At 39.4% G+C, this 20248-nt stretch carries 13 protein-coding genes and 1 tRNA gene; 7 read left to right on the top strand and 7 right to left on the bottom strand.

Going from position 1 to position 20248, the window contains the following annotated elements; all coding sequences use genetic code 11:
• The first annotated feature begins 32 nt into the window (after window positions 1–32).
• A complete protein-coding gene (locus IPM34_07280; protein ID MBK8955342.1) occupies window positions 33–728 on the top strand; it encodes a TIGR00730 family Rossman fold protein in 696 nt (231 codons plus the stop codon).
• A gap of 261 nt (window positions 729–989) precedes the next feature.
• Here the strand turns inward: IPM34_07280 and IPM34_07285 are convergent, their stop codons facing one another.
• From IPM34_07285 to IPM34_07310, 6 genes are all read right to left on the bottom strand, one after another.
• Window positions 990–4193, bottom strand: a complete 3204-nt coding sequence (locus IPM34_07285; protein ID MBK8955343.1) for a hypothetical protein — start codon at window positions 4191–4193, stop codon at window positions 990–992.
• 244 nt (window positions 4194–4437) lie between these two features.
• Entirely contained in the window at window positions 4438–6297 is a 1860-nt protein-coding gene (locus IPM34_07290; protein ID MBK8955344.1) for a hypothetical protein, read from the bottom strand.
• Window positions 6298–6335: 38 nt separating this feature from the next.
• A complete protein-coding gene (locus tag IPM34_07295; protein ID MBK8955345.1) occupies window positions 6336–7748 on the bottom strand; it encodes a choice-of-anchor B family protein in 1413 nt (470 codons plus the stop codon).
• A 2-nt stretch (window positions 7749–7750) separates the two neighbouring features.
• Window positions 7751–8554 (bottom strand): SDR family oxidoreductase, encoded by an 804-nt coding sequence (locus IPM34_07300; GenBank protein ID MBK8955346.1) that lies wholly within the window; start codon window positions 8552–8554, stop codon window positions 7751–7753.
• 67 nt (window positions 8555–8621) lie between these two features.
• Window positions 8622–10280, bottom strand: a complete 1659-nt coding sequence (gene recN / locus IPM34_07305; GenBank protein ID MBK8955347.1) for a DNA repair protein RecN — start codon at window positions 10278–10280, stop codon at window positions 8622–8624.
• An 8-nt stretch (window positions 10281–10288) separates the two neighbouring features.
• Window positions 10289–12082 carry a tetratricopeptide repeat protein gene (locus IPM34_07310; GenBank protein MBK8955348.1) on the bottom strand — a complete coding sequence of 598 codons (1794 nt, stop codon included), beginning with the start codon at window positions 12080–12082 and terminating at the stop codon, window positions 10289–10291.
• Window positions 12083–12258: 176 nt separating this feature from the next.
• On the opposite strand from IPM34_07310, the gene lpxD reads away from it, so the two are divergent.
• From lpxD to IPM34_07340, 6 genes are all read left to right on the top strand, one after another.
• Window positions 12259–13293: a UDP-3-O-(3-hydroxymyristoyl)glucosamine N-acyltransferase gene (gene lpxD, locus IPM34_07315; protein ID MBK8955349.1), complete on the top strand. Its 1035-nt coding sequence runs from the start codon at window positions 12259–12261 to the stop codon at window positions 13291–13293.
• Window positions 13290–14693 carry a bifunctional UDP-3-O-[3-hydroxymyristoyl] N-acetylglucosamine deacetylase/3-hydroxyacyl-ACP dehydratase gene (locus tag IPM34_07320; protein MBK8955350.1) on the top strand — a complete coding sequence of 468 codons (1404 nt, stop codon included), beginning with the start codon at window positions 13290–13292 and terminating at the stop codon, window positions 14691–14693. Before lpxD ends, IPM34_07320 begins: the two co-directional genes overlap by 4 nt.
• A complete protein-coding gene (gene lpxA / locus IPM34_07325; protein ID MBK8955351.1) occupies window positions 14690–15469 on the top strand; it encodes an acyl-ACP--UDP-N-acetylglucosamine O-acyltransferase in 780 nt (259 codons plus the stop codon). Before IPM34_07320 ends, lpxA begins: the two co-directional genes overlap by 4 nt.
• Before the next feature lie 5 nt (window positions 15470–15474).
• The gene (locus IPM34_07330) at window positions 15475–16107 is read left to right on the top strand and encodes an ABC transporter ATP-binding protein (GenBank protein ID MBK8955352.1); all 633 of its coding nucleotides are present in this window, start codon (window positions 15475–15477) and stop codon (window positions 16105–16107) included.
• A 73-nt stretch (window positions 16108–16180) separates the two neighbouring features.
• Window positions 16181–16252: transfer RNA gene (locus tag IPM34_07335), tRNA-Arg, on the top strand.
• A gap of 367 nt (window positions 16253–16619) precedes the next feature.
• On the top strand, window positions 16620–18701 hold the full coding sequence (locus IPM34_07340) for a T9SS type A sorting domain-containing protein (GenBank protein ID MBK8955353.1): 2082 nt from the start codon (window positions 16620–16622) through the stop codon (window positions 18699–18701).
• 465 nt (window positions 18702–19166) lie between these two features.
• On the opposite strand, the gene IPM34_07345 is transcribed toward IPM34_07340, so the two are convergent.
• Window positions 19167–20150, bottom strand: a complete 984-nt coding sequence (locus tag IPM34_07345; protein ID MBK8955354.1) for a M23 family metallopeptidase — start codon at window positions 20148–20150, stop codon at window positions 19167–19169.
• Window positions 20151–20248 lie beyond the last annotated feature (98 nt).

Here is a 20248-nt window from a genome sequence, read left to right on the forward strand (position 1 = left end):
TTATATTTATACCCGACTCAATTCAGCATGTAATGAAAACACAAAAACAATGGTCGCAACTCAAAGGTGAAAACAGCTGGACAATGTTTAAAGTCCTTGCAGAGTTTGTGGATGGATTTGAAACTTTAAACAGGATTGGTCCTTGTGTATCTATTTTTGGATCTGCCCGGGTTAGAGAAAATCATCCGCATTACCAGCTTGCCAGTCAAATAGCCAAGGCGCTGGTGGAAGAAGGTTTTGGCGTGATTACAGGTGGAGGACCGGGTATTATGGAAGCAGCCAACAAAGGTGCCTTTGAGAATAAGGGAGTTTCCGTCGGTTTGAATATTCATTTGCCATTTGAGCAATCGAACAATCTATTTATTGATTCCGATAAAAATGTTCAGCACCGTTATTTTTTTGTACGCAAAGTCATGTTTGTTAAATATTCACAGGCATTTATTGCCATGCCCGGTGGATTCGGTACGCTCGACGAACTTTTTGAAGTACTTACCTTAACCCAAACCGGTCGGATTCATAAAGTTCCTATCATTCTCGTTGGCAAAACCTTCTGGAATCCTTTAAAGGCCTGGATACAACAAACCATGCTCGAACAATTTAACTACGTGAGCGAAGAAGATCTGGGTCTGATGCCCATAGTAGATACACCTGAGGAAGTTGTAAAAGAAGTATTGAAATTCTACGAAGAGGGAGAAGGCACTTCACTGCGTCCAACGTTTGAGTTGTAGGATTCTCCAGAAGTTTTGATTCAACTTCGAGTAAACATTAACTTAATAAGAACTGTAATAAAAACTTAATAAAGGATAGTTGCAGGTAACCTGAAGTTTATTGAAGGTACTGAAATCTGACATCACATCAGGAGTAATACCCGATTTAAAATATTGTTAGAAATTGGATATCAATTTCTTTGCACATTAAACTCAAACCAACGACCTGTTGTTATTTTAACTTCATATGATAATTCTAAAACACCAAATTGGTTGATTATTTCACTTAAAGACCATGATGGTGTATGCATTGTCACCCAATGAATTTTTTAAATGCAGGATATAGCTTCCAGATTGCAGATCTTCTCTTTTAACTAGTATATATTTTTCGTTACTGAACCATTTTCGCAAGAGCTTACCTTCTGTTGTGTGTAATGTGACTTGGATATTTTCAGAATTCCATTGAGAAGGAATTAAAATTTCTAAAAACTGATCGGCAGGGTTCGGAATGCTGATTAATTTATTTGTTAATCGGAATTTATACTCTGAAATATGTGTAGATTTATCGAATTTAATTCGCGAGATATTTGTGGATATCGGTTCGTTAAAATCAAAATAAATCTCTGCTGTGTTATAAACGAATGTCCCTAATTTAACTTGCTTCTTTGGTTTTATTGAGTATAAAAAATAGCCATGCGAATTTTGTTCATCGATGTTGCTATCCGGAAGATAAATTTGATTAAACTGGATGTCAAGCATTCCGTTTTCATGAATTTTGAAAGTATTGGGATGGCTGGCTGTGATGGCGTTAAAGCTTAACCATTCCAAAGAAGTTGAAAGTTGATCTGTTATTCTAATATTCAATGCCGTATCAGACCCAGTATTTTGGAATCTGATTAAATAAGCGAAAGAGGTGTCTGCTTCAAAATACTTATCCGTTTGCTTTCCGTTTACATAAACCATTTTGTCATTGGGGTCGAACGAACCCACATTTCTTTCGCAGGTTATCAATGTATCTGTAATTGGATCAAAGGAATTGCATTTTTGCTGATTGATAATAAAGTGCCGGATGCAATGCTCTTGTCCTAATTGGGCGGAACAAGAAATTTCAAATCGAAATATTAATGTTATCGAATGACCTGGTTCAATTTCTGGAATGATAAATTTAAATAAATTTCCAAGATTCGAAACAGGTGAAATGTTGACCTGAATATTTTCGAAATAATCATCAAATACAATGTTGACCTCAGTATTGAATGATGATAGCACACCAGCATTTCTAATCTCCAAATATGCAAGATTTTGGATATTGCATCTTCTCAACCTGCTGAATACCAAACTAGAATAAATATCTGCACAAAATTCACGTGGTTGTGCCAATAATTCATTATAAATCCTTGTGGAATCAGCCTTTAGTTCAAAGTTACTTGGAAAATTACACGATTTCCAAATGGGGGATTGCGAGTGAAGTTCCATGTTGTATAGACCTGATGGGAGGTTAGCCGAAAACGAGCCAGAATCGTTGACTGGTATTGTAATATTGTATTTCGCTGACTTAAGCAATAACTGAAATCTTTGAGTTTTATCCTCCAAGGAGTCTTGTTTGCAATTGGCATTTTCATCGATCATTATTCTCCCGGAGAGCAGAGAATTTGTTGAGGTTAATTTCTCCTCGTATTTAAAAATAGGCTTAAAAGGCACTAGTGCATACAAATAATCGTTTTCTCCTCGAAATAATTTGAAACCGTCTGCATTTATGTTCAGGTCTTTTAGTGAGATTTCTCTGATCAAATTGGAAAGTGTATTCGTGATTTTTAAAATTACTGGATCAGAACTTTTATAAGTATAAACATTATCGTATTCGTCAATGATTGAGATAATTTCGTCGTTTGTTGTATTTAAGTTTTTACGAGTATTTCCAAAATCAGGACTATACCATAGTTTTTTAACGAGATTTGAATCTCTTTCATACCAATAAAATATATTATTGTGAGTCAATTTTATATTTCGATCCAAACCACGTGTTTCATTTACTTTAAAAGAATGCCAGGAGATACCATAATCTGTAGAATAATAAATGACGTCTACACCATTACTTCCATATAAAATATTTTGCGGAGATATGTAGAGTACATAGAAATCATCGAAGATAGTATTTTCACCAAGTAGTGTGAATGTGGCAGCTCTATCGCTGGAGATGTATATTTGATTGTCTGATATGTAAATGATGTTATTGTGATTGTCTATAAAGAAGTTTGTGTTGGATAATGCCAGTGTAGGTAGTGGCTTCTCTACAATGTTTTGAAAATAAGCATTGCTGAAGAAAATAGAAGTGGATGATATCCAGGTAAAAGTACCATCCTCAAGAATTTTAAAATTAGAAAAATTAGTTGGAGGGTTTAGAGCATTCCAGCTTAAACCGTCATCATTTGAATGTAGATATGATGATAATGTTTTGCATATCATATGATTCAAATTGTACTGAAAAAAGTCCTTTACATCTAGTTGGTTAAAAGGGAATTTAATTTTTGTTAAATTGCCGGAGGGATTGGTAATGTATAGATCTGAATCGATTAAAAATAGAATATGATCATCATTGGATTTAGTAATAATCGAATTCTTTTCGATGTCATATATAAAATTGGAATGATTTGAATATACAAGTTTCCAACTTCTGCTTTGATCTATAGAATTATAAAATTCAAGACTTCCAAATAACGATAGAAGTAACAAACTGCTATCTTGCAATTCAAACATTTTGATAAAATTCAAGTGCTCAGGACTTGTAACAACTTGCCAATTGTTCCCAAAATCTTTTGTTGTCCTTATTTCACTTGATAGGTCATAGAGTGTGGAGTCTTTATTATGGTAAAATATACTTCTGCAACATCTTGAATCTGAAATCATTTGCAATTTACTTCCATCGTCATTAAATGCCCAAATGATATCATTCAAACCCAATGACCGAATTACTAGATTATGGTCATTTCCTAAGCAAAGAAATTTAATATTGTCTGCAAACCAAGTGTTTACCAAATCAAATGGCTGGCCGTTACTGGAGAGGTATAATTCCCTTTGATTACCAGCATAAATTAGTTTACCATCAGGAGAGAAATCAAAATCTAAAACAACTATTCCATTTAAAATTATTTTCCATTCTTGTGTTGCGGGTTCTAATTTATAGATTCGTGATAATGTCCTTAAATAGATTATCCCATCAGGAGATTCTTTTAAAACAGAAGAAAATGCTTCCTGTCGGGTAATTACTAAACCATTGTTGGTGTTCTCCCAACTCACTCCTTTATCTCTGGAAAGAAGAATATCTCCTGCCAATGTAACACAATAAATGTTCGCATTTTCTTTAGTAATGATAGCTGCGGTGATCAGAGCACCGTCTGGACCATTAAGAGGATTCCATTTTTGAGAATTTAATTGGGGAGCTAATAATATTGAAATAAAATAAATGGAGAATTTAAAATTGCTCATAACCGCAAATTTGAACTGATGAATCATTCAGGATTATTCATTTAGCTTAATAACCATTTTTGAACTGCAAATGCAGCAACTAATTTAGCTTGTTAAAATATATGAAATCAAATTTTAACATTTAAATTCATAAGTTTAACACTTGCAGGCAAAGTAGAAACCTGAACGGCTTTCTTATTTTTCTGTGAATTTAGGAGTGTGGGTTGCCAAATGCGCTTGATGATTAGCCCTGATGGAAAGCAGCTCAATTCAAAAACCTCCATGATATTGCCATCCTCAACATGAAATCATAAATGGGGTAGCCCTGGAAAAAGCCGACTCTGTTTTTCTCCCAGAAAGAATCAAGCTGATCCAGATCCAGATTAAATTGAAAATCTTTGACTTTGAAATGGGCATACACTCCTAGGGTATAAATCGGTTTTCCGGCCTTCCCGGTAAAGTAAAATTGTTGCAGCAAGGGAAAATATCCGGGTGAGCCTGAATAATCTGCGTAACTGCTTTTTAATCCCAGTTTTGTAAATACTTTATTGCGAAACAATGGCGAAGCAATTCCAAACTGGCTGTGTACTAGCCAGCCATTTACACCTATGGAATCCGGCTCCATTTTATGGTAAACACATGAAATCTTTCCCTCCCAAATACCGGAACGTAACTCCATTCCCGCCTTAAGTTGTAAAATGTTGGTTTTAGAAATTTCCGATAAAAGTGCATCGCGCCCTAAATAAAAGTATCGGTTGTAATTCTTGTATTCGATATGGAAGTAAGGCTTTAATAAAGAGTGGTGATTCAATAGCAAACTCAGGCCGTTTATAGTATAATCCCGATTGTTGATTGCAGCAGGAATGCTTATACTGTCGTTTAGATTAATCGATGAATACATATTCGGCACAGGTCGTTGTACGTGGAACAAATTCATTTGAGCAGAGAGCCGGTTTGCTTTTTTATAATCGGCCAATATTCTGAATTCAGGATAATTTATTTCATCGCTAAATGAATAGCCTCCTTCGGTTTCAAGCACCAACTCCGTGTTGATCGCATATCGGTGTTTGAATCCCAGGCTAACAGCTGTTCTTGTATTTTCAGCAAGCCCGGTTTTGAAGGATTGCCATTCGTGCTTTAGATTCAAATCCAATTTTTGTCGGTAACCGGCGAGCAACGGAAATGACAATATATTTTGCCAATGGTCTTCTTCGGCGTTTAAATTGATGATGCTGTCTACAGCGTAGCTGAAATAAAGCGAATCAATTCCTCTGTTGTCTGGATCCAAATAAGAGGATGTATAACGACTCAAAGTGCTTCTTAAATGGATGGAGGAAAAAGCACGGGAACTATCTTTCTTCAGCCTTATGCTATTATTTAACTGAATGTTTCTCCCCGAAGATTCTGTTAATGGAGACTGATGATTGACCGGTACAGACTCTCTCACCGAAAACTGAGGATTGGTCAGAAAAGTATCTGATTGGATACCCCAGTTATGTTCCAGGTAATGACCTTCGTCGGTATAAATAAGACTGGTTTGAACATTTCCATTTTGAGATCCGAAGTGAAGACCTGTAGTGAATAAGGTGTTCCGTTGTTTTTCATGCGAATAGATTCCCTTGTAAATCTGGCGGTCGTATGAAAAATTCCAGGTGATGTTATTTCTGAACGCAGAAGCAAAAATCAGACTGATGTCAAAATTATCCTGAAATCCTGCCTGTGAATTACTTAGCGCACGCCATCGGTTGGTTTGGATTTCCGTATAAGCCTGATTGGGAAGTATGAATTCATAATTTTCTGCATAGGCTCTTTTTTGAGAAATACTGTTTTGCCCATGCTGAAATATCCTGCTGTTGTAACTTTGGTCAAAGTGATAATAACGAATGGTGTAAGCATTTGGCAATGCAAGTCCAAATTCATTTAACTCCGGCAACAAAGAAATCTGTGTATCGAGCTGGATTCTCTGGGTCGGATCTTTCGCTGAAAATAATTGCAATTTCAAAGGAGCCGTTTTGATGCTGTCGGATTTTGGCCTTGCGACAGAATCCGGAACAGACTGGCCGCACAGTTGCAAATGGAATGCAACAACCAGGACAGAAATTACAAACTGGCGGATAGAATTCATATGCCGATAAACGTAAGAACGTATGCTGATAACAGGTTTTAAGCTTTAATAAAGATTTCCCTGATTATTTGATTTGTACTTGTATGTATAGTCAGATAATAAATCCCATTACTCAATTGGATTACAGGAATGTCAAAATTCGCTCCAACAACATTCTGAAGTTCAACCATTGTTCCGGTCAAGGAATGGATAGAATACGATTTTGCTTGAAGCCCATCAGGAAGCGTTACTGACAAACGTTCGTTTGCTGGATTAGGAAAAATCTGAATTTCAAATTTATTATATTTTTCTTTATTTGAAACTCTCAGGCAGTTGTAAACCGAGTTGCAAGCTTTTTCAATACCCTCTACAACGAAAAGTCCATTTTGCATATCGGCAATCACAATATTTCCCGATGGCAAATAAGGATAATTACCCCAGGAGCCTTTGTAGCTTTTATCGTTTTTTAAAGGGGAAGTAGGATAGTAATAAAGCAACTCTGGTTCTTTTGGATTTGAAATATCGTAAACCTGTAATCCGTCGTAATAATAGGATACATATGCATAATCACAACTAACCAGGGGATTGTGTGGTATGCCAACAGCTGTATCTTTATTTGCATAAAGCAATGAAACCACTTTGGAATTTGCAAGATCTGTAAGATCATATACTTTAAGTGGCAAACCGTGATTCTCATCAGCCATGACATAGGTTTTTCCATCCGGAGTCAGCCAACCCGAATGGTTGTATCCCGAATGTGGATATTCGTTGGGCTTAGCGGTAAATAATGCTTTCGGATTGGAGGCATCGCTGAAATCCATGATGGCAAACCCATCGTTACCGCAATTGAGATAAGCGGTATCATTTCTAGCATATGCATCGTGAACGTGGGAAGCTGTTATATCGCCGAATCTGTTATAGTGCCCGACAAACTTTGGCTGTGCAGGATCTGTCAAATCATAAAGCCCTAAAGCCTTAAATCCAGCATCACTGGATTCTGCACAAGTATATAGGCGGGCTTTAGGAATATCGAGATAGATGTTGTGGACTCTGGTCATAAATTCCCGCGAATCGTAAACTATAAATGCGGTGTCGGGAAGGTTGGAAAAATCTATAATTTGAAGTGTACTGTTGCCTTCATCGCAAACGGCATAGAGCATGCAGTTGTAATCGTCGTAATCCCTGTGTATGACACCTTTTCCATTGAATGCACCGGGAAATCGGTAACGTTCAAAAGGTTTGGAAGGGTTGGTAATGTCAATAAAATGCGTGCCTGCCGTAGAACCTATTATTGCATATTCATGGCCGTTCACGGCGAGGCCCCAGGCTTCATTAAATGCATTGTCGTAAGCAGCTGAACCCACAATGGTGCTGTCGCGCCAATGTCCCAGCAATTTCATTTTTTGAGGTTGTGCATGGCCTGCCTGCAAGCCGATGAATGTGAAAACTAAATAAAAGAGTGTTCTGTGCATGTTCACAAGTTTAAAACTGCCGGATTCATGCCCATGTGAGAAAATCCTCCATCGTGATATAAATTTTGCATCGTAACCATTTTTGTTAGATCCGAAAACATAACGACGCAATAATCACCACAGGCATCAGCAGATGCATTTCCAAGTGGGCTCATTTTATCGGCATAGTCGAAAAATTCCTTGAATCCTTTGACGCCTGATCCTGCAGTAGTCCAGGTAGGGGATTGTGAGATGGTATTCACTCTTACCTTTTTTAAACTGCCGAAATGGTAACCAAAACTTCTTGCAAAAGATTCCAGCAACGCTTTCGATTCTGCCATTTCACCGTAATCCGGAAAAACCCTTTGTGCAGCAATATAAGTCAACGCTAAAATGGATCCCCCTTCTGCTACTGCATCGAGCTTCATTGCTGATTGCATGAGTTTATGAAATGATATCGCAGAGATGTCGAATGTCTTTTGCATGAAATCGTAGTTGGAATCTGTATAAGGTTTGCCTTTTCGAACATTTAAGGACATTCCAATTGAATGCAAAATAAAATCAATCTTTCCACCAAGAATTTCCATGCTCTGCCTGAGTAAATTTTCAAGATCCTCAACAGATGTAGCATCTGCGCCAATCAATTCGGCATTTAATTTAGCCGACAGCTCCTGAATTTTGCCCATCCGCAAAGCAACCGGTGCATTGGTCAGCGTAATTCGTGCTCCCTGTGCTACGCATTTTTCTGCAACGTGCCAGGCTATGGATTGTTCATCCAGTGCGCCAAATATAATTCCCCTTTTTCCTGTTAAAAGATTGTTTGACATGATATTCATTTTTACATTGCAAAAATAGACCTTTAACTATTCTTTAGCCTATCATTTTTAACTTTGATTAATTGAAGCTCATCTGCAATAACTCGGAAGCATTACTTAATGCGGCTTTGCTAGGGGGTTCTCCGCTTAACATTTTGGCCAATTCGACAATTCTGTCTTTTTCATTCAATATTTTAATTCGTGTTTCGCTGGATTTGTCCTGATGTTGTTTATAAACGTAATAATGGTGGGGTGCTCTCGATGCAACCTGAGGAGAATGTGTTATGCAGATTACCTGTTGCCGGGTTGAGATATCCTTGAGAATATTGCCCATTTGTAAGGCGATTTGTCCGGATACTCCCGTATCTATTTCGTCAAAAATCAAACAACCCGTATCATTCTTTCCTGCGATCAGCGATTTGATAGCCAGGTTGAATCTTGCCAATTCACCACCGGAACTTTGATCCTTTAATGCTTTAAGGCTGTTTCCTTTATTTGCAGAGAACAGAAATTCAACAACATCACTACCGGTTTCCATCAAACCCTGGTCTGTAGTGAGTTGAATTTCAAATCTGGCAAATTCCATACCCAGTTTCTGCAATATGGCAGTGGTTTTGGATTGCAGGTCTTTTACTGTTTTTTTACGACGTATGCTGAGCTGAGTTGCCGTATTTTTTAAGGAATCTTCCAGTTGCAGGATTTGCGATTGAATTTTTTCGAGTTCCTCGTCAGAATGTTCCATAAGATCAAGCTTGCCCTGAATTTCATTTCTTAAGGCAATGAGTTCCGTGTCGCTTTGCAATTTATGTTTCTTTAACAGGCTGTTCAGCAGATCCACTCTGCTTTGCAATTGCAATAGCCTTTCCGGGTTTGATTCAGAATGATCTGCAATGTGCTCGAGTTCTCTGGAAAGATCGGCTAATTCGAGTTTTACTTGCTCCATCCTGTTGTAAATGCCCTGTAACTGATCGTTTAGCAATATGGTTTTCAAAAGATTTAAGCTGTTTTGCAGTTGATCGATGATTCCATTTTCAGATTGGATGTGATCGCAGATCTGCCTACTGAATGTATTCAGGTCATCTGCTTTTGAAGTCAGCAACAAATCTTGTTCGAGCTGACTCAGTTCGCCGTCTTGAAGTTTTGCCTGGTTCAGTTCGTTTAACTGAAAGCTTAAAAATTCTTTTTCTCTGTTGGATTCGCGGATTTTCAGTTCGAGTTCTTTTTTTTCTTTTATTTTTTCATTCCATTGATCATAGTGCTTTTTGTATTCGGCTGTTAGCGATAGATTGCCGGCAAAATTGTCGAGGACATCCAATTGAAATTTTCGATCGTAAAAATCAAGATGATCGAATTGCTGGTGGATGACCAATAATTGTTTGCCAATTTGTTCTAGTTCAGAGAGTAATTTCGGACTATCGTTTACGAAACAGCGGGATTTTCCAGTTGGATAAATTTCTCTTCGCAATAAAATTTCGTCGTTGTCATCCAGATCATAATCTGCCATGAGATTACTTTTTAAATGATCCGGAACTTGAAAACTGGCTTCGATGATGCACTTTTCCTGAGCCACCCTGATTACTTTGCTGTCAGCACGCTGGCCGGTTGCCAATTGTAATGCTCCAATGATGATGGATTTACCTGCGCCTGTTTCGCCGGTAATGGCAGTCAGTCCCTGATTCCAGGATATATCCAACTCATCGATGAGTGCATAATTTTTGATGTAGAGCGTTTTTAACATGTCCTTATTTACTGAAGCTTCTCGCCCAATTGTTGTGCTTTTATCAGATCCTGATCAGCCAGAGCGGTTTTATTGATAATTTGGTAAGTTCTTCCTCTTTCAAGGTAAAACAAGCCCATGTTTGGTTTTAATCTGATCGCTTTGGTGTAGTATTCAATCGCTCTGTCGAATTGCCGTATGGCGCGATAACAGCGTCCTCCTTCGTACCACAAATCTGCATTGGAAGGATCCAATTTTAAATAACTGTCTATATCTTCTGCCGCTTTATCGTATTGTCCCCTTTGATTAAAAAGTATAGATCTGTTTAGGTATCCAGTTTTCCATTTGGGGTCCAGCTGGATTCCTTTGTTGATGTCCCCAAATGCTTCATTGGTCCTTCCCAGTTTTGCTTTCGCTGCACCTCTGTTTACATAATATTCTGCTGAGGGATGCAGACTGATGGCTTTGTCGTAATCCAACAATGCTTTTTCATCTTCGTTTTTTTGAAAATACAATTTGGCTCTGCTATTGTAGGTCGCGTGGCCTGCTTTGTATCGTATCGCATTGCTGTAATCTGCCAACGCCATGTCAAATTTTTTCTGGTCTCTGTAAAAATTTGCACGGTTGTTATAAGGCAGAGGAGTGTTTTGATAATATTGAAGTACATGGGTCCAAAGTGTACCGGAATCTCTCCAGATTTTTGTTTGGTTGTAAGTCAAAAAGGATAAGGTCAATAAGTAAATTAAAGTTCCGGCAATGAGTATACTTGAAAGATTTGTTTTTAGCGCAGACCATTGTTGCAGATAATATGCGCTTATAAAAAACAAACCCAAATACGCGATGTACGTAAAACGGTCTGCGAGATATCCCTGCCCGGCTCCTAAGATTTGTAAAAGAAATACAATGTTGACGAGAAAAAACGACATTCCAAAAACCAAAGGCTTATGCTCTTTTTTAAATGCATAAAACAGATATGCCAGGATGGCCAGGGCTACGGGCATAGATATATAATGCCAGATGGTTAAGGATTCCGGATAGGGATATAATGGAGACATCCGAAATGGAATCAGCCACTTGATGAGGTATACAAGAAGGCTGTAACTGCCTATAAACAAACGGGCAAAACCACTGTGAACAGCATCGTTCGTTTCCAGCGAGCCCTGTTCTTTGAGAAATAGAATACCAAGAATACCGAATAAAATTGCCGCGAGGAAATAATGCCATTTTTCTAAAATCCTTTTAAAATTCAAGGGTTTATTCTTCCAATAATCGATGGCAAGGAAAGTCAAAGGGAGACTCACCATTTGTATTTTGGAAAACAGACCCAGAATGAATAAAATGAATATAAAAATTGATCTTGAAGTTTTGTACACTTCCAAATTCTTCAAATACAACCAGAGAGCGCTGCAGAAGAAGAAACCATAAAGCACATCTTTGCGTTCAGTAATCCAGCTTACCGATTCAACGCGCAAAGGATGCAATGCGAATAGTGCTGTCGCAATCAGTGCAAATCTGATTTGCAAGCCCAGTTTCAAAAAAATAAGGTAAGCAAAGAAAATACAACATAAATGCAGAAACAGGTTGGTGAAATGCATCACCATAGGATCCATTCCAAAGAAATGGTGTTCTAAAGCAAAGCTTAAAATGCTTAGCGGATTATAATTTCCGATGACATTTTGGGTAAAAATACCTTTGACGTCAAGGTTTTTTACCATAGGGTTTTCATAAACGTTGCGATCGTCGTCCCAGTTGACAAAATCGCATTTTAGGGAGGGGCTAAAAATGATAAAACTAAAAGCCAGCAATGCCAGCAGATAGTTCAATCCAGGGATTTTTGATTCTTGCTGAGCCACTTTGACCGTTTCGGTCGGCGTGTGCTTTACTTTTTTTGTCTTCTGTCCCATTTTATTGATCGGATCTTACAAAGGTAAAAGGATTTACAGATTGGAGGAATTCCATAAGCATACAAGCTTTGGAAGCTATTTGCTAATTTTGAGCCGTGAAAATAACTACGGGCGAATTAGCCAGAATGGTGGAAGGGTCACTGGAAGGGGATCCGAATGTAATAATCACCCATCCCAGTAAAATCGAAGAAGGGGGTGAGGGCAGTATTACCTTCCTGGCCAATCCGAAGTACGAATCTTTTCTTTACGCTTCAAGGGCTTCGGCCGTGCTGGTTGAAAAGGGATTTCAGCCGAGGGAAAAAGTGAATCCGACCTTAATCCGGGTCGAAAACGTATACCTCACGGTGAGTAAGCTGCTGAATGCTTTTGAAGAGAATAAAAACAAATATACAGGAATAGATTCTACAGCAAAAATAGAGAGCAGCTGCCAAATTGGAAATGATGTGAGTATTGGCCCCTTTACAGTCATCTCAGGATCCTGTGTCATTGGCGACCACTCGAAAATACATGGCCAGGTCTTTATTGACAAGGATGTAACGCTGGGCAAAAACGTGCTTATCTACCCTGGAGTCAGGATTTATAAGGGCTGCGTAGTCGGTGATAATTGTATTATTCATTCCAATGTAGTGATTGGTTCAGATGGATTTGGCTTTTCTCCTGATGCGAGTGGAAATTATCAAAAAATTGCACAGCTCGGCCATGTTGAAATTGGAAATTCGGTAGAAATTGGGGCTAACACTACAATCGATAGAGGCACCATGGGGGCTACCCGGATCGGAAATGGTTGTAAATTAGACAATCTCATCCAAATAGCACACAATGTCCAGATCGGAGAACATACCGTTATTGCTGCTCAAACCGGTATTGCCGGGAGTACAAAGATCGGATCCTTTTGCCAGATCGGCGGACAAGTTGGCATAGCCGGACATCTCACCATAGCCGACGGTACCCAAATTCAGGCTCAATCTGGGATAGCCAGTTCCTTGGAAAAGCCTAAAGGAAAGTGGTATGGATCTCCCGCAATCGAATACCTGGCATTTTTAAGGTCCTATGCAGAATTTAAATCCCTGCCTGAGTTAGTCAAAAGAATCAAAGCGTTGGAAGACAAGCTTAAATCAAACCAATCATGAATGTCAGTTGCAAACAATCCACTATAGAAAGACAAATACAAATTGATGGAATTGGGCTTCATACGGGTTCATTTGTCAGTATGACCTTTCAGCCGGCTCCGGAAAACCACGGTGTTCGGTTTCAAAGAATGGATCTGGAAGGCCAACCCGTCATTCTTGCAGATATTTCTAAAGTTATCTCAACAAACCGGGGAACCACGCTTCAGGAAGGCGAAGCCCAGGTATGGACTGTTGAACATGTTTTGTCGGCGTTGGTAGGATTACAGATCGATAATATTCTGATCCTTTTGAACGGCCCTGAAATTCCCATTAAGGACGGCAGTGCAATCGACTTTGTTAACGCTTTGGAATCGGCTGGCAGAGTTTACCAGGATGCCACAAGGGAGTATTTTAAAATTACAGAGCCCATTTCTTTTGAAGACCCGGAAACCGGAGCAGAATTTTTAGCAATGCCATCCGACAAGCTGGAAGTTACCACCATGATCGATTTTCATTCGAAGATCATCGCACCACAATATGCCAGCCTGGATCGCATAGAAGATTACAAAACGGAAATAGCTCCTTGCAGAACTTTTGTTTTTCTTCACGAACTCGAAAAACTGATCGATCAAAATTTGATTAAAGGTGGTGATTTGAATAATGCCATCGTCATCGTCGACCGGATGATGAATCAGGAGGAGTTGGATCAACTGGCGAGGAAACTAAACAAGCCCAGTGTCAAAGTTGAAAAAGAAGGGGTGTTGAATACTATCAAATTGTATTTCGACAACGAGCCCGCGCGGCACAAATTGCTGGATGTGCTCGGAGATCTTGCGCTGGTTGGTAAGCCCATTATAGGAAACATCCTCACCAAGAAACCCGGGCATAAACTCAACGTAGAGTTTGCCAAGATTCTCAAGAAAAAAATGATCGAGCAACGCCGATTGTCGGGGATGCCTGTTTATGATCCCGACAAACCCGCAGTTTACGATATCGAGCAAATAAAAGGCTTGTTGCCCCACCGGTATCCTTTTTTATTGCTGGATAAGGTCATCGAGCTGAGTGAAAAACAAGTTGTTGGAATTAAAAATATTACCGGCAATGAAGCTTTTTTTGAAGGCCATTTTCCTGGGAATCCCGTTTTTCCCGGGGTGCTTCAAATTGAAGCATTGGCCCAAACGGGAGGCATTTTGGCATTATCGAGCGTAGAAGACAAGGGGCAGTGGGATACCTATTTTCTAAAAATAGACAATGCCAGATTCAAGCAAAAAGTAGTACCCGGGGATACCTTAATTCTTAAAATGGAATTGGCCGCCCCTATCAGAAGAGGAATTGTTCAAATGCTTGGCACGGCTTATGTAGGAAGTAAAGTGGTTTGTGAAGCCGACTTAACCGCACAAATCGCGAAAAGAGGAACATGAATTTAGTTCAGAGTAACATTCATCCCAATGCCAAAATTGGTCAGGGAACTGTCGTTGAGCCTTTTGCAACCATCCAGGGGGATGTGATCATTGGCGAAAACTGCTGGATCGGTCCATATGTAACGATCATGGATGGCAGTAGAATTGGCAATAATTGCAAGGTCTTTCCCGGAGCTGTTGTTGGAGCCATTCCGCAAGATCTCAAATACGCAGGAGAAAACAGCTTGCTCGAGGTTGGAGATTATACGGTGATTCGCGAATGTTGTACGCTCAACAGAGGAACAAAAGCTGCCATGACCACCAAGGTTGGATCCCGATGCCTGTTGATGGCCTATGTGCATGTTGCGCACGATTGTTTGGTTGGTAATAACGTCATCCTGGCAAACAGTGTCAATCTGGCCGGGCATATTGAAATTGAGGATCACGCAATTGTTGGAGGGATGTCGGCCATACACCAATTTGTTAAAATAGGGGCCCATGCCATGATCGGAGGAGGTTCTCTGGTTATGAAAGACGTGCCACCGTTTACCAAAGCTGCTAGAGATCCTCTTTCTTATGAGGGGATTAATTCTATTGGATTAAAAAGAAGAGGTTTTTCTGTTGATCAGGTGAATCGCATTCACGAGATATACAGGTACATGTTTGTAAAATTCAAGAACATCGGCAAAGCGATCAAAGCAATAGAAGTGGAACTCCCTGATTCTCCTGAAAAGGACACCATTCTTGAATTTGTCAGAAATTCGAGCCGTGGGCTGATGAAAGGCTACAGAAGTTAAACGGCATGCACATCCGCATTGACCAATTGTACAAAAGGTTTCAACAGCAATGGGTGCTCCGAAACATCCAATACGATTTTGAAAGTTCAAAAATTTACGGAATTGCCGGCCCCAACGGTTCCGGGAAGTCTACCTTACTTCAAATTCTGGCTGGATTGATCCCTCCTTCTCGAGGGAAGGTAATGTATGTGAACGGCAATCAAATTTTGCCGGAGGATCTGTGGTTCCGGGAACTGAGCTATGCGGCTCCCTATGCAGAGGTTTATGATTATTTTACCGTAGGTGAGTTATTAAAACACCATAAAAAGTTCAGGAAGTTGAATATCGACATGAATGAAGAGGAATTTGTGGATCTCTGCTATTTGAAAGGCCATGAGAAAAAGTGGATCAAATCGTATTCTTCCGGGATGAAACAACGACTCAGGCTTGCTTTGGCCATCTTGAGCAGAAGTCGGGTGTTGTTGCTCGATGAGCCTTTGACGAACCTCGATGCGAAAGCCATAGAATGGTACCGGAATTTATTGGCTCAACATGGTCTTGCAAGAACGGTCATTATTGCTTCGAATGAAAGGGAAGATTTCGAAAATGCAGATGGCGTATTAGACTTGATGCATTTTCAAACAAAGAATTCTGTCTGATGAATTTTGTGAATCCTTTTAAATTTGTGCGCTGTTCCGGGTTATAAGCTGAATCTCCCCCGGATAAATAAATGGCCCGGTAGTTCAATGGATAGAATAGAAGTTTCCTAAACTTTAGATACAAGTTCGATTCTTGTCCGGGCTACATTTCCAGGAAAGGTTTAAAGGCAAAAGAGCTCTAATGATTATAAAAGAAAAAGTTTGTATGATGCTCTTAATACCTGCACAATGTTTAAAGGAGCTTTATTTTTAAATATGTACTTTTATCAATGATCCATCAGTTTTATTCCATTTAAATTGATACTAACATTTGTAAGCGATGCTAAATTGGATTCAAAGAGAACCTGTTAAAACTTGCTATTTTGAAATTATTAATAAAGTAAGCTTATAAATTCACATTTTCGGTACTCTTATAAGCTCCATTTGATTATTCCTTGAATTGTTAAAATTTTCGCCTGGTATAGTCAAACATAGCATTTCATTCCCGGGCTGATTATCTTTACCGCATGGTAATGTATAATCTCTCTCTCAGAGGCCTGATCCTGATGGCTTTTATGTTCTTATTTATTAGTTTGGATGCGCAGTATTATCTGCTTCCCCCTGTTCAAAACGGCAAAAACCCAGGTGATCTGAATAAAGATGCAGAACTGCCTCAAAATGGCGGACTCACAGCTGGTTGGATGACCATCTTGCAGGGACCCCAGGCTTCCGGTAATTGGTCTGCAACCTTCCAGGTACCATTTAAATTTTATTTTAACGGCGCTCTGGTGCGAAATTACAAGGCATCCACAAGCGGTGTTTTGACGTTTAATACGCGCACCAGCTTAAGGGTGGATTCAAACAACATTGCACTTCCCACGTCCAGGATTCCAGACAGTTCGATTTGTATCTGGGGACTACGTGCTTTACAGGGTGATTATATTGTGATAAGGACTTTTGGGAAAGAACCGCATAGACAACTCTGGATTTCATACAATTCATTTAGCGAGCACAATCTAAAATCCGGTGGACATATTTATGTTTCTATCGTGCTTGAGGAAACCACCAATAAAATATTCCTGGTAGATCAACGCACGGTTTGCCGGCAAAACAATGTGGATTGTACCGATAAAACAAATCTGACGTTGGGCATTCAGATCGATTCAACCCTGGCATACATGGTACCCGGGTCTCCCGATTATTCCAGTGAAAATCAAAACCTGCCAACCACCGAGGATAATGTCTATTACGAGTTTATTCCCGGACAGCAACCTGATCTCGATGTTGAAAGGCAAAGTCAGCAATTCAAAGATTATTATCTATTCAGAGAATTTCCAATTGACCTTGTCGGACGTTTTAAAAACATTGGTAAAAATCCGATTCAGAAACTAAGCTACCATTACCAGGTCGGTAATGGACCTGTTTTTGATGCACAAATAAGCGGATTGAACATTGCTCCATTAGAAGAATTCACGCTTACGCATCCAACTGCTTTGCAAAATACATTTACAGGATTCGCTTTGGTAAATGTCAGGTCTTGGATTGGACAAATCAATGATCAACCAGCAATTCTGCCATCAGACGACACCTTGAGTTCTCAATTTATCGTCAACGATACTTTTTTTAACAGGGTGCTCATGCACGAGTACTTTGCATCTCCTACATCGATGCAGAGTCGTTCCGGATATGATACCATTTCAAAAATATTCAATCAGAATCTGGGGTTGTTCGCGTTGCTCAGATATCCAATGGCCAGTCCTCAGGGAGGAGATCCTTATCATACGATTGAAGCTGCTTCAAGAGGCAGATATTACAATATAGGAAACAATGCCATTCCTTCCCTGGTCATTGATGGGGCTACAGGCAACAGTGCATTAAGTTATACTGATGAAAGTTTCCTTTCGCTTCAATCAATTCCTTCATTTTTCCAGGTTTTGCCAAAAGGATCTGTAAAAGGTCAGCAAATTGAAGTGGAAGTTGAAATAAAAGGGGAAGCCCCAATAAACAGTGCGTCAAAACTTTTTGTAGCGATCAGCGAAAAGCAATCCACTAAAAACATGAAAAGTAATGGAGAAACCGTTTTTTATCATGTATTAAAGAAATTTTTACCGGATACAGCAGGATTTGTCATTCCCAAAATCCAGGGAGATACCAACATCATCTATAACTTTAGCTGGTTGGTTCCAGGCAATTACCGACTTCCCATTGATGGTCGAACAGCCAACATGATCAACCTGGAGACAGAACATTGTATTGAAGATTTTTCTAATCTCGAGGTCATAGCCTGGATCCAGGAAAACGACAAGAACATCTTGCAAGCAGGATCCTCAGATTTGAGTTATACCGTTTCTACTGGCGATGAGCGTTTGGATGAGCCATTTTTAGTGTATCCAAATCCGGCAAAAAATGAACTTATTGTTGTTTTGCAGAACATGAATGTAGGCCATCCATTGGAATTGGTGGTGACAGATACTCAGGGAAGACCCGTATTGAGAGAGTCGCTTCAAAATGATGTTACCAGGATTCAAACTAACGAATGGCCAAACGGATTTTATGTGTTGATGGCAAAAGGAGTCCAGGGAAATTTTATGGACAAGGTATTGATAGCAAGATAAATCATTGTCCTAGTTAAATTTAATTTCAATTCTGACCGCTCAATATGTAAGGGTTTATTGCTATCCTGGTTCGATGTCAATTTTTCCAATTCATTAGTTGAATTGTTTCTAAAATTTTTTTTAGAAAGATAAATTTACCAACTATATCAAATTGTCTTGTGGATATTTGAAACAAATATGTTTATCCCAGTTGGTCAAGAGTGGTATAGAAAATAATCCTTATAAATATTTCAAGTCGTCTGAAGAAAAGCCAAAAATTAATAAATCAACAAAGGATTTATAGGGCAGTTACAAATAAATGACATTTTAGTTCGGGCTGAGGTTGTGAATTACGCTATGGGAGTTCTCAATGATTTCATGTACAAAATGAAAACAGACAATACGATAACATACCATGCATTCAGGTTTTTACCTACTTACCTTTAACCAGTATACTTTTTGTCTTTCTCCTTAAGCTCCGACTTCTCAATCAAACGACTGATTCAATGTAGAAGCCATATCCACCATTTCCTGATATTCTTCAGGGGTGAGGCCATCCATGCAATAGTGGATTGGATTGATAGCTTTTCCGTTTTGGCGAACCTCGTAGTGCAGATGTGGAGCTGTAGATGTGCCCGTGCTTCCTATGGTGCCGATCAGCTGACCTTTGATTACGCGTTCACCCTGACGTACTTTGATTTCTTTCATGTGGGCATATAGCGTAGAAAATCCATGACCGTGATCGATCAGAATGCTTCTGCCGTAACCACTCTTTTTAGATTCAATTTTTACGACTTTGCCGTTGCCTGTAGCCTGAATTTCAGTCCCTGCGGGTGCCGCAAAATCAATGCCTTCATGCATTTTGGAAACTTTATGAATAGGGTGGAGGCGAATTCCGTAACCGGACATCTGGCTCACACCGCGATTGAGTTTGTCGACACGTACTGGTTTGATGGACGGAATACTTTGGAAAAAGTCTTCCCGTTCTTTCATTTTCTTTTCAATCGCATCCAGAGAATTTGTTTGGATATAAAGCTGGCGCTCGAGTTTGCCAACTTTTCCTTTCAGATCTTTAAAAGTATTTCCAGTCACCTTAAGACTTCCTGCAAGGGCATTGGGGTCGTGCCCGCCGATACCTCCTTCCCAAAGGTCCTTATCGATGGGGTCCATTCCAAACAACACTCTGTGAACCTGCGCATCTCTGTTTTGAAGATTCCCCAAAACCTTATCCATGATTTCTATCTGGTCCTTCATGGTAAGCATTTGGTACTCGACCTGACTCAACTCTCTTTTTAAGGCTTTTTCTCGAGGCGATGGGAAAAATTCTGAGGTAAAGAAATAAATAAGAAAAGTTGTTACAATAACTGCGGATAAGAAAACCAGAACCCTCAGGACGTACGAAGTCCCGCTGAGTTTAACTTTCTCAAACTGAAGGGTTTGTGGATTATAAACGTATTTTTCAGATCTCATTAAAACCCGCCTGCGTTAAAAATACTAACTTTGCGATCCGATTACGCTCGCTTTGTTTGAATCATCAAAATTAATGATTTTTTGATAAACAGCCCTTG

This window comes from Saprospiraceae bacterium (assembly GCA_016716185.1).
Classification (GTDB): Bacteria; Bacteroidota; Bacteroidia; order Chitinophagales; family Saprospiraceae; genus Vicinibacter.

Excerpts from the sequence above, each read along its gene's own strand:
- IPM34_07280 (MBK8955342.1), top strand. The coding sequence starts at position 33 with ATGAAAACACAAAAACAATGGTCGCAACTCAAAGGTGAAAACAGCTGG.
- IPM34_07285 (MBK8955343.1), bottom strand. The coding sequence starts at position 4,193 with ATGAGCAATTTTAAATTCTCCATTTATTTTATTTCAATATTATTAGCT.
- IPM34_07290 (MBK8955344.1), bottom strand. The coding sequence starts at position 6,297 with ATGAATTCTATCCGCCAGTTTGTAATTTCTGTCCTGGTTGTTGCATTC.
- IPM34_07295 (MBK8955345.1), bottom strand. The coding sequence starts at position 7,748 with ATGCACAGAACACTCTTTTATTTAGTTTTCACATTCATCGGCTTGCAG.
- IPM34_07300 (MBK8955346.1), bottom strand. The coding sequence starts at position 8,554 with ATGTCAAACAATCTTTTAACAGGAAAAAGGGGAATTATATTTGGCGCA.
- recN (MBK8955347.1), bottom strand. The coding sequence starts at position 10,280 with ATGTTAAAAACGCTCTACATCAAAAATTATGCACTCATCGATGAGTTG.
- IPM34_07320 (MBK8955350.1), top strand. The coding sequence starts at position 13,290 with ATGAATGTCAGTTGCAAACAATCCACTATAGAAAGACAAATACAAATT.
- lpxA (MBK8955351.1), top strand. The coding sequence starts at position 14,690 with ATGAATTTAGTTCAGAGTAACATTCATCCCAATGCCAAAATTGGTCAG.
- IPM34_07330 (MBK8955352.1), top strand. The coding sequence starts at position 15,475 with ATGCACATCCGCATTGACCAATTGTACAAAAGGTTTCAACAGCAATGG.
- IPM34_07340 (MBK8955353.1), top strand. The coding sequence starts at position 16,620 with ATGTATAATCTCTCTCTCAGAGGCCTGATCCTGATGGCTTTTATGTTC.
- IPM34_07345 (MBK8955354.1), bottom strand. The coding sequence starts at position 20,150 with ATGAGATCTGAAAAATACGTTTATAATCCACAAACCCTTCAGTTTGAG.